Consider the following 13427-nt stretch of genomic DNA (forward strand, 5'->3'; position numbering starts at 1 on the left):
GTCGTCACCGACGGCGTGCGTACTTCGACCACTAAGGCCATCCCGGAGTCAGGTGTGGGTTGTTCGTCGCCACTCGTATCACCCGACACCGGCACGGCGTGTCGTGATCGCGCCGGGTGTCACCCCTACGGAGTAGTCGCCCCGGTGCGCGCCACCCGACCCGGCAGTCGCGACGTCGGGGGGTTGACATGGGTCGTCAATACCGTGTTTCCGGGGTGGCGTTGGGTACCGTGGCCCGGTGCGGGGGCGTGATGAGCAGGTGACAGGTGGGGTGGTGGCTGCCCGGTTGCGGGCGGTCCGGCCGCACCTCGCGCTGGTGACCGCCGGTGGGCCGGTGGCGGGGGGCGTGGCGACGGCGGTGCTCGGTGGCTGGTTGCCCGGGCTCGTGGTGCCGGTGCTCCTGCTGGCGGCGGGGGTCGCGTACTTCCGCAGTCGACGGTTCCGGCCCCGGCGGTGGCCGACGGCGGGCGCGGTGCTCGGGGCGCTCAGCGGTGCCTACCTCGCGACCACGACCCCCTGGTTGTCGCCGACCGCGGTCCTCTTCGGACTCGGTGGCTGGGTGGTCGCGCGTCGGGCGCGCGAGAGCGTGTTGCAGCCGTACACCCCGGAATTGGCGGACTCCCCGGTCGAGGTCCCCTGGCAGGCGCGGGGGGCGCGCGGGCTGGAACTGCTCGTGTCGCACGACCGCATCACCCTGTCCGGCGGGCGGGGGCCCTTCCGCCTGGTGCGGCCGATGGTGGCGTTGAGCGGCGTCGGCTCGGTCGAGCAGGTGATGGTCGCCCGGCGGGCGACGTTGCCGGTGCCGGGGGTGGGGGAGTTGCGGGTCACGGTGACGCCCGGCCCCGCGGTGCGGATCACGGTGCCACCGGGGGAGTGGATCGTGCCGACCGACCACGGCCGCGAGATCGCCCGCTTGGTCGCCCGCCGCAAGGAACTCGCCGGGGCCTAGTCCCCGGCGCGAGGGGGCGGGCGGTGGGCGGGATCGGTCACTGCTTAGCCTGCGGACGTGACTCCCGATGAGCTGGTCGCGCTGGACCGCGCCCACGTGTGGCACCCGTACGGTCCGATGCCGGGCACCCAGCAGCCCCTGGTGGTGGACTCGGCGGAGGGGGTTCGCCTCCGCCTCGCCGACGGGCGCGAGCTGGTCGACGGGATGTCGTCGTGGTGGGCGGCGATCCACGGGTACCGGCACCCGGTGCTGGACGCGGCCGTGACCGGTCAGCTCGGCCGGATGAGCCACGTCATGTTCGGCGGTCTCACCCACGAACCGGCGGTGCGGCTGGCCGCCCGGCTGGTGGAGATCACCCCGGAGCCCCTGCGGCACGTCTTCCTGTGCGACTCCGGATCCGTCGGCGTCGAGGTCGCGATCAAGATGGCGCTGCAGCACTGGCGCTCGGTCGGCGACACCCGCAAGACCAAGCTGCTCACCTGGCGCGGCGGCTACCACGGCGACACGTTCAACCCGATGAGCGTGTGCGACCCCGAGGGCGGCATGCACAGCCTGTGGCGCGGCGTCCTGCCCGTCCAGGTCTTCGCCGACGCGCCGCCTGCCGCCTTCGACCACGACTACGTCGCCCAGCTCGCCGAGCTCATCGAGACCCACGCCGACGAGCTCGCCGCGGTCATCGTCGAGCCGGTGGTCCAGGGCGCGGGTGGCATGCGCTTCCACGACCCGCGCTACCTGCACGTGCTGCGCGAGCTCACCCTCGCCAACGACGTCCTGCTGATCTTCGACGAGATCGCCACCGGGTTCGGCCGCACCGGCGAGCTGTTCGCCGCCGACCACGCCGGGATCAGCCCGGACATCCTGTGCGTGGGCAAGGCCCTCACCGGCGGCTACCTCAGCATGGCCGCCACCCTGTGCACCGCCCGCGTCGCCGACGGCATCTCCCGCGGCGAGGTCCCGGTCCTGGCGCACGGCCCGACGTTCATGGGCAACCCGCTCGCCGCCGCCGTGGCCCTCGCCTCGGTCGACCTGCTGCTCGCGGGCGACTGGAAGGGCACCGTGAAGCGCATCGAGGCCGAACTCACCCACGGCCTGGCCCCGGCCCGCGACCTCCCCGGCGTCCGCGACGTCCGAGTGCTTGGCGCGATCGGCGTCGTCCAACTCGACCACCCCGTGGACATGACCGCCGCGACAGCCGCAGCAGTGGCGGCCGGGGTATGGCTCCGCCCCTTCCGCGACCTCGTTTACACGATGCCCCCGTTTGTCAGCACCACCGAGGACATCGCGACTATCACCGCGGGTGTACTCGCCGCGGCTGCGGCAGGCTAAGAGAGGGCTGCGGCCAGTTCGGTGGTTGTTGGCTCTACCAGGATCTCGCCACCGGGTAGAACCACCACTGGGATCTCTTGCCGCCCACCCGCCAAAGCGATAGCGCGTTCTCGGGCAGCGTCGTCGTGCTCGACGTTGATCTCGGTGAAGGGGACCGCGTTGGCGGTGAGCCAGGACTTGGCGCGCCTGCAATCACCGCACCACTCGGCGCTGTAGATCACCACGGGTTCGTTGGTCACGCTCCCGACCCTAACCCCAGTCGTGACCCGGTCGGGGTTCTCCGTTCAGCACCGGCCGCTAGCCTGTCTGCCCGTGAGTGTCCTCGTGATCACCGGGACCGGCACCGGCGTCGGCAAGACCGTCGTCACCGCCGGGATCGCCGCGCTCGCCGCGGCCAACGGCCAGCGGGTCGCCGTGCTCAAACCGGCGCAGACCGGGGTCGGGGCCGCCGAACCCGGCGACGTCGACGAGGTCCGCGCCCGGGTCGCCGGGATCACCACCCGCGAACTGCGCCGCTTCCCCGACCCGCTCGCCCCCGACACCGCGGCCCGCCGGGTCGGCATGCCGCCGGTGCGCCCGTCGGAGGTCGCCGGGGTGGCGGTGGAGCTCGACCACGGCCACGACCTGGTGCTCGTCGAGGGCGCGGGCGGTCTGCTGGTGCGGTTCGACCCCGACGGCGGCACGCTCGCCGACGTCGCCTGGGCCCTGGGCGCCCCGGTCGTCATCGTCGCCCAGGCTGGGCTCGGGACGCTCAACGCCACCGCGCTGACCGCCGAGGCGCTGCGCCGCCGCGGGGTCGTGTGCACCGGGGTGGTCATCGGCGACTGGCCCGACGCGCCCGACTTGGCCGCGCGGTGCAACATCGATGACCTGCCGGTCGTCGCCCAAGCCCCGTTGATCGGCGCCGTCCCCGAGCGCGCGGGCGAGCTCGACCCGGTGGCCTTCGCGCAGGTCGCCAGGGCCGCGCTCGGGCCGGTGCTGGGCGGCACCTTCGACGCCAAGGACTTCGCCGACACGCACCCGGCGTGACATTCATCGCTCATCCCGACCACCCCCATGGGGCAGACTGTTCGCTCGGGTCACAGAATCGCGGAGCCACCGACTTCGTGGTCCTGTGAGCACATCCCACAGGCCGCCCCATGAGGAGGACACCCGTGACCGCCGCCGCTGAGCGCACCCACGACAGCACCATCGAGGCTGACGTGCTCGCCGTCGCCCGCGAGCAGGTGCTCGAGCGCGGCGTCGGCCTGTCGCAGGAGCAGGTGCTCGCCGTGCTGCGGTTGGCCGACGACCGGTTCGAGGACCTGCTGGCGCTCGCGCACGAGGTGCGGATGCGCTGGTGCGGCCCCGAGGTCGAGGTCGAGGGCATCATCAGCCTCAAGACCGGCGGCTGCCCCGAGGACTGCCACTTCTGCTCGCAGTCGGGCCGCTTCCCCACCCCGGTCCGCTCGGCCTGGCTCGACATCCCCGGCCTGGTCGAGGCGGCCAGGCAGACCGCGCTGACCGGCGCGACCGAGTTCTGCATCGTCGCCGCCGTGCGCGGCCCCGACGCCCGGCTGCTCTCGCAGGTGCGCGACGGCATCAAGGCGATCCGGGAGTCCGGCAACGACATCCAGATCGCGTGCTCGCTGGGCATGCTCACCCAGGAGCAGGTCGACGAGCTGGTCGGCATGGGCGTGCACCGCTACAACCACAACCTCGAGACCGCCCGCTCGCACTTCCCGAACGTGGTCACCACGCACTCCTGGGAGGAGCGCTGGGACACGCTGCGGATGGTCCGCGAGGCGGGCATGGAGGTCTGCAGCGGCGGCATCCTGGGCATGGGGGAGAGCGAGGAGCAGCGCGCCGAGTTCGCCGTGCAGCTGGCCGAGCTGGACCCGCACGAGGTCCCGATGAACTTCCTCATCCCGCAGCCGGGCACCCCCTACGAGGACTACGTGCCCATCGAGGGCCGCGAGGCGCTCAAGCTGGTCGCCGCGTTCCGGCTCGCCCTGCCGCGCACCATGCTGCGCTTCGCGGGCGGGCGCGAGCTCACCCTCGGTGACCTGGGCGCCGAGCAGGGCATGCTGGGCGGCATCAACGCGATCATCGTCGGCAACTACCTGACCAACCTCGGTAGGCCCGCCCAGCGCGACCTGGACATGCTCGCCGACCTGAAGATGCCGATCAAGGCGCTCAGCGACTCGCTGTGACCCCGTAGGGCTAGCGTGCGGCTCGACGGGGCGAAGCAGCCCCGTCGAGCGGTTGGCACCAGCGAGTTCCGAGAGCTAGGAGTGCTCCCCATGTTCTGCGTGCACTGCGGTCGCCCCGACGCCGAGGGGGAGCACCCCGGTTGCCGGGGCGCGCGGGCCGCGCTCGAGCCGCCCCGCTTCTGCCCCGAGTGCGCCCGCCGCATGGTCGTGCAGATCACCCCGGTCGGCTGGTCCGCCCGGTGCAGCAGGCACGGCGAGACGACCAGCGCGGTGCCGACGGGCTAGTCTCGCGGGCGGACCGAACGCGGTCCGCTGGGGTTCGCGAGTGGAGGTCGACGGGTGGCGGAGCAGCCGGTGCGGACAGAGGACGCGCGGGACGCACCACCGCCGTACCCGGTACCGCCCGCGGACCAGCGGCGGGTACCGGTGGCCGTCAAGCGCGACGTGCTGCCCGCGATCAGCGTGCTGTCCACGATCTCGCTGCTCGGCCTCGCGGTCGGGTTCCTCTGGTCGCGGCTGGCGCCCGGCCTGCTGGTGCAGATCATCGAGGACGGCAAGCCCGCCGCGTTGCGCACCGAGAGCTACCACCGCTTCGACGACCTCGTGCTGTTCCTGCTCCTCGGCCTGGCGGCCGGGATCATCACCGGCGCGGCGCTGTGGCTGATGCGCGAGCGCCGGGGCCCGGTGCTGCTCATCGCCGCGGTCCTCGGGTCCGCGCTCGCGGCGTGGTTGGCCTACCAGGTGGGGCTGTCCTGGGCGCAGGGCCGGTTCGAGCTGCCCGCCGCCCCGCAGGTCGGTGACGTGCTCACCCTGGCGCCCCGGCTGGAGTCCATCTGGGGCATCCTCGCCTGGCCGCTGGGCACCGCGCTGAGCTACGGCCTGGCCGCCGCGTGGAACGGTCGCGACGACCTCGGCCGCAGGCTCGGCTAGCACCTCAGGCGCGGGCCCGTCCTTTGCGCGACAGGGGTTCCCCGGGGTCGCGCGCTGCCTGGTCCCGGCACGGTCCGGTTCGGACACGGTCCAGGTCAGACTCGGCGCAGTCCAGAGACGGCGCAGTCCAGACACGGCACAGCTCAGTTCAGGCACGGCTCAGTTCAGGCACTGGTCAGTTCAAGCACTGGTCAGTTCAGGCACAGCGGGGTGTTGAACTCCGTCGGTGGCGCGGGGACCGCGTGCAGCGCCGAGAGGATGCCCGCCTCCCGGTTGAGCAGTTGCCCGACCATCCGCAGCCGGTGCAGCGGACGGGTCTCCTCCAGCAGCCGCTGGCGGTCCTCCAGGCTCAGCAGGCAGTCCGCGGCGAGCGCGTGCGCCAGCTTGTAGGTCTCGGTGTCGGCGTCCGGTTCGGTCCAGTCGTCGCTGCGCCACGCCGCGTTGCAGTAGCGGCGGTGCGCGGCGCGGGCCGCGTCGACCAGCATCGACACCGACTCGACCGCCGCGGTGGGCTGCTCGGTGTCGGGCACCCACTCCACGGTGCCCATCAGGTAGGGCGCCGCGGTCGCGTCGATGTCGAGCAGCCGGAACCGGCGGTCGCCGGTGGCGACGATGTCGAAGCGGCCGTCGGGCAACCGCTTGGCCTGGCGCAGCGCCGCGGCGCAGCCGATGTCGCGCAGCTGCGAGATGTCGGTGACCTCGTGGTCGGTGGACGGGCGCAGCGAGACCACGCCGAACACGCGCTCGGGCAGCGCGCCGGTGACGAGGTCGACGGTCAGCTGCCGGTAGCGGGGCTCGAAGATGTGCAAAGGCAGGTTCGCCCCGGGAAGCAGCACCGCCCGAAGCGGGAACAGCGGAAGCGAATCGGCCACGCGACAACGCTACGACGAAGCGCAACCGCCCGCTGTCCGATGGTGGCCCCCGGCGCGCAACCGGTCACCGCCCCCGCTCCTGTGCGGGGGGTTTGAGCACCGCGAACGGGTCGGTGACCGCCATTGTGCTGTCGGCGAACCGGAATTGCGCCGCGGGCCGCCCACCGGCCCGGCCGGGCCGCGCGGTCCCCCCGGTCGGCTCCAGCAGACCCCGCCGCGACAGCACCCGCTGCAGGTTCGTGGCCGACACCCGGTAGCCCAGCGCGGCCGAGTAGAGCGAGCGCAGCGCCGAGATGGTGAACACCGGCGGGGCGAGGGCGAACCCGATGTTCGTGTAAGACAGCTTCGCGCGCAGCCGATTACGAGCGCGTAAGACGATCGCGCCGTGGTCGAAGGCCGTGTCCGGCAGCGTCGACACCGGCTGCCACGCGGTGTCCTCGGGCAGTTCGGGGTCCATGTGGGAGGGGACCAGGCACAGGAAGGCGGTGGCGACCGCGCGCGGCCCGGGGACCCGGTCCGGGGCGCTGAAGACGGCGAGCTGCTCGACGTGCGACACCTGCCGGACGTCGACCTTCTCGGCCAGCTGCCTGCGGATCGAGGTCTCCACGTCCTCGTCGGCGCGCAGCCTGCCACCGGGCAGTGACCAGCGGTGCGCGTGCGGTTCCATGGCGCGCTCCCACAGCAGCACGCGCAGTGATCCCTGCCTCACCTGCAGCACCGCGGCCAGTACTTCGTGGACGAGCGGTGGTGCCGCGGTGGTAGCATCGGTCATGTTTTCGATCCTAAGGCGAAAACCTCGGGATCGGAAATCGGACACGACAGGAGGACCCCATGACCGCGGACACGATCGACCTGACCCCCTACAGCGGGGTGGAGGCGGACGCCGCGTGGCGGGACGAGGTGCGCGAGCTCGCGCGGCGGCGGGACGCGGTCCTGCTGGCGCACAACTACCAGCTGCCGGAGATCCAGGACATCGCCGACCACACCGGTGACTCCCTGGCCCTGAGCCGCATCGCCGCCTCCAGCTCGGCGTCGACGATCATCTTCTGCGGCGTGCACTTCATGGCCGAGACCGCGAAGATCCTCAGCCCGGAGAAGACGGTGCTGATCCCCGACGAGCGCGCGGGCTGCTCGCTCGCCGACTCGATCACCGGCGCCGAGCTGCGCGCCTGGAAGGCCGAGCACCCCGGTGCCGTGGTGGTGTCCTACGTGAACACCACCGCCGAGGTGAAGGCCGAGACCGACATCTGCTGCACCTCGTCCAACGCCGTGGACGTGGTGGCGTCCATCCCGGCCGACCGCGAGGTGCTGTTCCTGCCGGACCAGTTCCTCGGCGCGCACGTCAAGCGCGAGACCGGCCGGGAGAACATGCACATCTGGGCCGGGGAGTGCCACGTGCACGCGGGCATCAACGGCCCGGAGCTGGCCGAGCGGGCGGCGGCCAACCCGGAGGCGGACCTGTTCATCCACCCCGAGTGCGGGTGCGCCACCTCGGCGCTCTACCTCGCGGGCGAGGGCATCGTCGCCCCGGAGCGGGTCAAGATCCTCTCCACCGGCGACATGGTGACCCAGGCGCGCGCCACCAAGGCCAAGTCGGTACTGGTGGCCACCGAGATCGGCATGATCCACCAGCTGCGCAAGGCCGCCCCGGACGTCGAGTTCGCCGCGGTCAACGACCGCGCCTCGTGCCGGTACATGAAGATGATCACCCCGGCCGCGCTGCTGCGCTCGCTGCGGGAGAACCGCGACGAGGTGCACGTGGACCCCGAGACCGCGGCCAGGGCGCGCGGCGCGGTGCAGCGGATGATCGAGATCGGCCAGCCCGGCGGTGGGGAATGAGCCCCTGCTGGGAGGCGCGCGCGGACCTGGTCGTCGTCGGCACCGGGGTCGCCGGGTTGACCGCCGCGTTGCGCGCGCAGTCGTTGGGGCTGCGGGTGCTGGTGGTGACCAAGGCGTCCGCCGGGGACGGCAACACGCGCTGGGCCCAGGGCGGCGTCGCGGTGGTGCTGCCCGGTGAGCACGACGAGGGCGACACGGTCGAGCGGCACGTGGCGGACACGCTGGTCGCCGGTGCCGGGCTGTGCGACGCCGACGCGGTCCGCGAGATCGTGTTCGGCGGCCCGGACGCGGTGACCCGGTTGCGGGAGTTGGGCGCGGTGTTCGACTCCGGCGCCGACGGTCGGCTGGCGCGGACCCGCGAGGGCGGGCACAGCGCGTTCCGCGTGGTGCACGCCGGTGGCGACGCGACGGGGGCCGAGGTCGAGCGGGCGCTGCTGGGTGCCGCGCGCGACGGCCGGATCCCGGTGCTGGAGAACCACGTCGCGGTGCAGGCGCTCAAGACGCCGTCGGGCGCGGTCGCCGGGCTGCACGTGCTCGACGGTGCCGGGGTGCCGGGGGTGCTGACCGCCGCGGCCGTGCTGCTGGCGACGGGTGGGCTCGGGCAGCTCTACCAGGCCACGTCCAACCCCGAGGTCGCGACCGGCGACGGGCTCGCGCTGGCGCTGCGCGCGGGGGCGCCGGTGGCCGACGTGGAGTTCGTGCAGTTCCACCCGACGGTGCTCTACACCGGTCAGGGCGCGCGGGGGCGGTGCCCGCTGGTGACCGAGGCGGTGCGCGGCGAGGGGGCCGTGCTGGTCGACGCGACCGGGGCGCGCGTGATGGCCGGGGTGCACCCGCTGGCCGACCTCGCCCCGCGCGACGTCGTGGCCGCGGCGATCACCCGGCACATGGCGCTCGAGCGCGGCGGGATCGACGACCACGTGTTCCTCGACGCGACCCACTTGGACGCGGCGACGTTCCGGACCCGGTTCCCGACGGTGTACGCGGCGTGCGTCGCCGCGGGCGTCGACCCGGTGGTGCAGCCGATCCCGGTCGCGCCAGCGGCGCACTTCGCCTGCGGTGGCGTCGTGTCCGATGTGGATGGTCGGACGCCGCTGGTCGGGTTGTACGCGGCGGGGGAGGTGGCCAGCACCGGGTTGCACGGGGCGAACCGGTTGGCGTCGAACAGTTTGCTGGAGGGGCTCGTGGTGGGCGCGCGCGCGGCCGAGGCCGTCGCGGCGGACCTGGCGGTCGGTCGGTTGGCCGACCCGCGGGCGGCCGTGGTGGGCGACCTGCCGGTCGCGCCGGTCGCGGAGCGGGACTCGTTGCAGCGGGTGATGAGCCGGTACGCGGCCATCGGTCGGGAGGCCGAGGGGTTGGCCGTGGTCGGCTCGGTGCTCGATGTGTCCGCTGTGGACCGAGTGCTCGATTCGCGCACCGCCGTGGAGGACGCGGCTTTGACGCTGGCGAGCCGGGCGTTGATCGCCTCCGCCGCGCAGCGCCGGGAATCGCGCGGCTGCCACGTCCGCACCGACTTCCCCGACCGCGACGACGCGTGGCGGCGCAGCCAGTGGGTCCGCCTGACGCCGTCGGGCCAGCCGGTCCTGGGCGGCGTGACGGTGCTGCGGGGTGTCGCGTGATCGACCGCGATGACCTGGCCCGCGCGGTGTCCACGGCGCTCGAAGAGGACCTGCGCTATGGGCCGGACGCCACGACCGAGGCCACGGTCCCGGAATCCGCGGTGGCCGTCGCCGAGTTCACCCCGCGCCGCGCAGGCGTGGTCGCCGGGATCCCGGTGGCGCTGGAGGTCCTGCGCCGGGTGGTGTCGGACCTGGCCGTCGAGTCCTGTGTGGAGGATGGCTCGGCCGTCGTCCCCGGCAAGCCGGTCCTGGTGGTGCGCGGCAACACCCGGCAACTGCTCACCGCCGAGCGCACGGCCCTCAACTTCCTCTGCCACCTCTCCGGCATCGCCACCACCACCGCCGCCTGGGTCTCCGCGGTGGCCGACACCGGCGCCCAGATCCGGGACTCGCGCAAGACCCTCCCCGGCCTGCGCCTGCTGGAGAAATACGCCGTCCGCTGCGGCGGCGGCGTCAACCACCGCCTGGGCTTGGGCGACGCCATCCTCATCAAGGACAACCACGTCGTCGCCGCGGGCTCGGTCACCGCGGCCCTGGCCGCCGCCCGCGCCCACGCCCCACACCTGTCGGTCGAGGTCGAAGTCGACACCCTCGACCAACTCGACGAGGCCCTGGCCGAGAACGCCGAACTGGTGCTCCTGGACAACTTCACCATCCCCCACTGCGTCGAAGCCGTCCGCAGGGCCACCGCAACCCCCACCCGCCTAGAAGCCTCCGGCGGCCTAACCCTCGACGCCGCCCCCGCCTACGCCGCCACCGGCGTCGACTACCTGGCAGTAGGCGGCCTGACCCACTCCGCACCCGCGCTAGACCTGGGCATGGACCTACGCGAGGGCTAGGCCTGAGACTTCCGCGATCGACCTCAGCCTCGGCTTGGGTTCGGGTCGAGCCCCCTGGTGCCGGAGAGCGCGATCAGGCCCGTGAGGCCGTTGACGAGGTCAGTGGGCCGGGGGCTCGCGGTGGGGTCGAGGAGCCATTGCATGGCCAGGCCGTCGCAGACGGCTAGGACGAAGCTGGCTACGGCGGTGCAGCGGGGGTCTTCGGGGGCGCAGCCGTAGGAGAGAGCGACGATCTCGGCGATTCGGGTGCGGGTGCGGTGTTGTTGGGCGGCGAGTTGCTCGCGCAGGGCCGGGTCGCGGTCGGCCTGGGCCATGGCTTCGACGAAGCTGAGGAGCAGGGCGCGTTTGTCGGTCAGACCGCGCAGGACGGTCGCCCAGGTGAGTTGGGCGCGGTCCAGGGGTGAGGCGTGCGGGTCGGCCAGGGCTATCTCGGCGAGTTGGCTGGTCCACTCCTCGAAGACCAGGCCGAGCGCTTCGTTGAGCAGGCCCGCTTTGGAGCCGAAGTGGTAGCCGATGGAGGCCAGGTTCGTGTCCGAGGCCGCCACCAGGTCGCGGGCGGTGATGTGCGCGTAACCCTTGTCCTGCAGCAACCGCCTGGCCGCGACGAGGAGTTGCTCCCGGTGTCCCACGGGGTGCAGCGTAGTTGCCCGTCGATCTACACGGATGTATAAAACCGGGGTGCGCGAGTCCCTCCCCGCCGGGCCGAGGCTGCCCAGGTCGGTGCAGACGCTGATCTTCCTGCGGGCGCGGCACCGGTTCGCGCCGCGGTGGGCCGTCCGCTACGGCGACACGTTCACCATCCGGTTGGCCGCCGGGCGCACGGCGGTGGTGGTGAGTCGGCCGGCGGACATCCGCGCGGTGTTCGCGGGCGACCCGGCCAGGTTCCGCGCGGGCGAGGGCAACGCGATCCTGAAGCCGGTGATGGGCGAGCACTCGGTGCTGGTGCTCGACGGGGACGAGCACCTGGCCCAGCGCAAGCGGCTCATGCCCGCGTTCAACGGCGCCGCGCTGCGCGGGTACGACGACATGATGACCGAGGTGGCCGACGCGCAGGTCGCGCGGTGGCGGCCGGGCCCGTTCGGCGCGCACCGGGCGATGACGGCGATCACCCTGGAGATCATCCTGCGGGTCGTGTTCGGCCTGGCCGACGGCGAGCGGCTCACCCGGCTGCGGCCGCTGATCACGAAGGTCACCGACATCGGCCCGCTCGACCTGCTCGGCTGGACCTACCCCCGCCTCACCCGCGTCTGGCCGTGGCGGCGCAACACCGCCACCCTCGCCGCCGCCGACGCCCTGCTGCACGCCGAGATCCGCGACCGCCGCGGCGCACCCCCCGGCACCGACGTGCTGTCCCGGCTGCTGGCCGCCGACCCGGACACCCCCGCGGTCGAGTTGCGCGACCAGATGATGACCCTGCTGCTGGCCGGGCACGAGACCACCGCGACCGCGCTCGCCTGGGCCCTGCACGAACTCGCCCGCCACCCGACCATCCAGCACCGAGCCCGCGAAGCCGACGACGAGTACCTGGAAGCCGTCGCCAAGGAGGCCATGCGTCTACACCCGGTGATTTACAGCGTCGCGCGCGAACTGGCCGAGCCGACGGAGATCCGCGGCCACCTCCTGCCCGCCGGGACCATCGTGACCCCCAGCATCGGCCTGGCCCACCGCGGCTGGCCGGACCCGGACACCTTCGACCCGGACCGCTTCCTCAGCGCCGCCCCCGCCCCCTGGATCCCGTTCGGCGGCGGCGTCCGCCGCTGCCCCGGTGCGGGCTTCGCCCTGCGCGAAGCCACCATCATCCTGCGCGCGGTCCTGCGCCGGTTCGGCCTGACTCCGGTGGGCCGACCCGAGCGGGCCCGCTCCCGCAACATCACGCTCATCCCGGAACGCGGCGCCCGGGTAGTGCTCACTGAGCGCCCGTGATCCCGAGTGTGCTTGGTGACGGCGTGCGGCTGGCTTGATTCCTGAGCAAGTCGCCGCCGAATGGGCGAGGTCGAGCGCCGGGTTGGTCGTTCGATCCCGGCCCTCCGACCTCGCCTGCCCCCGCGAAGCCAGCGCTGCCCAGCAATCACAGCCGCCGGTTGGCCAAGACCGGGATGGCCGCCCGGACGTCCTCGACGTCGCTGATGTCGACCAAGATCAAGCCCGGTTCACCCGCGAGCTGCTCGACGACCTCCCCCCGAGGCCCCGCCGCGGTGCTGTAGCCGATTCCCAGCGGCGTTGTTCCCTCCACCGGGCCCGGGTCGGCCTGCCCCGCCGCGAGTACCCACGAGGTCGAGTCCATCGCTCGGGCTCGCACCAGCAACTCCCACTGCTCCCGCTTCCCCGGTCCCGCCCCCCACGAGGCCCCCAGCAGGATCGCCGAGGCGCCCTTGTCGGCCAAGGCGCGGAACAGTTCGGGGAAGCGCACGTCGTAGCAGGTGGCGAGGCCGAAGGTGGTGCCGTCGAGGTCGAAGGTGACCACATCGGCGCCCGGGGCGACGGTGCGCGACTCCTGGAAGCCGAACGCGTCGAACAGGTGGATCTTGTCGTAGCCCAGGTGGTGGCCCTGGCCGGTGGCCAGCAGCGTGTTGAACACCCGGCCGTCGGTCGACGGGGTGAACATGCCCGCCACGACCACCACCCCGGCGGCGTCGGCGATCTCGCGGACCGCGGTGGCCCAGGGGCCGTCCAGCGGTTCGGCGACCGGGGCGAGGGGCACCGCGAAGTTGACCATCGTCGCCTCGGGGAACAGCACGACCCGGGCGCCCTGGGCCGCCGCCGCGGCGACCTGGGTGCGGACCTGGTCGAGGTTGGCCGCCGGGTCGGGGGTGGAACTGATCTGGCACAGCGCTACGCGCACGGGGGCTCCCTCGGGTGTG

15 protein-coding genes are annotated in these 13427 nt (G+C 73.0%); 10 read left to right on the top strand and 5 right to left on the bottom strand.

All coding sequences use genetic code 11. The features are described from left to right. Window positions 1–238 precede the first annotated feature (238 nt). The gene (locus LV75_RS27020; protein ID WP_253889855.1) at window positions 239–949 is read left to right on the top strand and encodes a hypothetical protein; all 711 of its coding nucleotides are present in this window, start codon (window positions 239–241) and stop codon (window positions 947–949) included. Window positions 950–1006: 57 nt separating this feature from the next. After that, a complete protein-coding gene (locus LV75_RS27025; protein ID WP_253889856.1) occupies window positions 1007–2275 on the top strand; it encodes an adenosylmethionine--8-amino-7-oxononanoate transaminase in 1269 nt (422 codons plus the stop codon). Here LV75_RS27025 and LV75_RS27030 read toward each other — a convergent pair. Further along, window positions 2272–2514, bottom strand: a complete 243-nt coding sequence (locus LV75_RS27030) for a glutaredoxin family protein (RefSeq protein ID WP_253889857.1) — start codon at window positions 2512–2514, stop codon at window positions 2272–2274. The genes LV75_RS27025 and LV75_RS27030 overlap by 4 nt on opposite strands. A gap of 73 nt (window positions 2515–2587) precedes the next feature. On the opposite strand from LV75_RS27030, the gene bioD reads away from it, so the two are divergent. The 4 genes from bioD to LV75_RS27050 all read left to right on the top strand — a co-directional run bounded on the left by bioD (window position 2588) and on the right by LV75_RS27050 (window position 5397). Then, window positions 2588–3304, top strand: coding sequence for a dethiobiotin synthase (gene bioD, locus LV75_RS27035; RefSeq protein WP_253889858.1), 717 nt, complete (start codon window positions 2588–2590; stop codon window positions 3302–3304). Window positions 3305–3414: 110 nt separating this feature from the next. After that, on the top strand, window positions 3415–4467 hold the full coding sequence (bioB, locus tag LV75_RS27040; protein ID WP_253889859.1) for a biotin synthase BioB: 1053 nt from the start codon (window positions 3415–3417) through the stop codon (window positions 4465–4467). 90 nt (window positions 4468–4557) lie between these two features. Next, a complete protein-coding gene (gene bsaP / locus LV75_RS27045; RefSeq protein WP_253889860.1) occupies window positions 4558–4752 on the top strand; it encodes a biotin synthase auxiliary protein BsaP in 195 nt (64 codons plus the stop codon). Between the two features lie 54 nt (window positions 4753–4806). Beyond that, window positions 4807–5397, top strand: coding sequence for a DUF2567 domain-containing protein (locus LV75_RS27050; protein ID WP_253889861.1), 591 nt, complete (start codon window positions 4807–4809; stop codon window positions 5395–5397). Window positions 5398–5588: 191 nt separating this feature from the next. Here the strand turns inward: LV75_RS27050 and LV75_RS27055 are convergent, their stop codons facing one another. Next, window positions 5589–6269 (bottom strand): LON peptidase substrate-binding domain-containing protein, encoded by a 681-nt coding sequence (locus LV75_RS27055; RefSeq protein WP_253889862.1) that lies wholly within the window; start codon window positions 6267–6269, stop codon window positions 5589–5591. Window positions 6270–6333: 64 nt separating this feature from the next. After that, window positions 6334–7041, bottom strand: coding sequence for an NUDIX hydrolase (locus LV75_RS27060; RefSeq protein WP_301319848.1), 708 nt, complete (start codon window positions 7039–7041; stop codon window positions 6334–6336). A 59-nt stretch (window positions 7042–7100) separates the two neighbouring features. Here LV75_RS27060 and nadA point away from each other — a divergent pair, with 59 nt between their 5' ends. The 3 genes from nadA to nadC are packed head-to-tail and all read left to right on the top strand — an operon-like array spanning window position 7101 to window position 10566. Further along, a complete protein-coding gene (nadA, locus tag LV75_RS27065; protein WP_253889863.1) occupies window positions 7101–8108 on the top strand; it encodes a quinolinate synthase NadA in 1008 nt (335 codons plus the stop codon). After that, a complete protein-coding gene (locus LV75_RS27070; RefSeq protein WP_253889864.1) occupies window positions 8105–9727 on the top strand; it encodes an L-aspartate oxidase in 1623 nt (540 codons plus the stop codon). The genes nadA and LV75_RS27070 overlap by 4 nt, the downstream gene beginning before the upstream one ends. Further along, complete coding sequence (gene nadC, locus LV75_RS27075) at window positions 9724–10566, top strand: carboxylating nicotinate-nucleotide diphosphorylase (protein ID WP_253889865.1); 843 nt, start codon at window positions 9724–9726, stop codon at window positions 10564–10566. The genes LV75_RS27070 and nadC overlap by 4 nt, the downstream gene beginning before the upstream one ends. A 23-nt stretch (window positions 10567–10589) precedes the next feature. Here nadC and LV75_RS27080 read toward each other — a convergent pair whose 3' ends face one another. After that, window positions 10590–11195, bottom strand: coding sequence for a TetR/AcrR family transcriptional regulator (locus LV75_RS27080; RefSeq protein WP_253889866.1), 606 nt, complete (start codon window positions 11193–11195; stop codon window positions 10590–10592). A gap of 49 nt (window positions 11196–11244) precedes the next feature. Here LV75_RS27080 and LV75_RS27085 point away from each other — a divergent pair, with 49 nt between their 5' ends. Then, window positions 11245–12489, top strand: coding sequence for a cytochrome P450 (locus LV75_RS27085; protein ID WP_308211047.1), 1245 nt, complete (start codon window positions 11245–11247; stop codon window positions 12487–12489). Between the two features lie 145 nt (window positions 12490–12634). On the opposite strand, the gene LV75_RS27090 is transcribed toward LV75_RS27085, so the two are convergent. Then, window positions 12635–13408: a carbon-nitrogen hydrolase family protein gene (locus LV75_RS27090; RefSeq protein ID WP_253889868.1), complete on the bottom strand. Its 774-nt coding sequence runs from the start codon at window positions 13406–13408 to the stop codon at window positions 12635–12637. Between the last annotated feature and the right edge of the window lie 19 nt (window positions 13409–13427).

The sequence above is a fragment of the Actinokineospora diospyrosa genome (assembly GCF_024171925.1).
Classification (GTDB): domain Bacteria; phylum Actinomycetota; class Actinomycetes; order Mycobacteriales; family Pseudonocardiaceae; genus Actinokineospora; species Actinokineospora diospyrosa.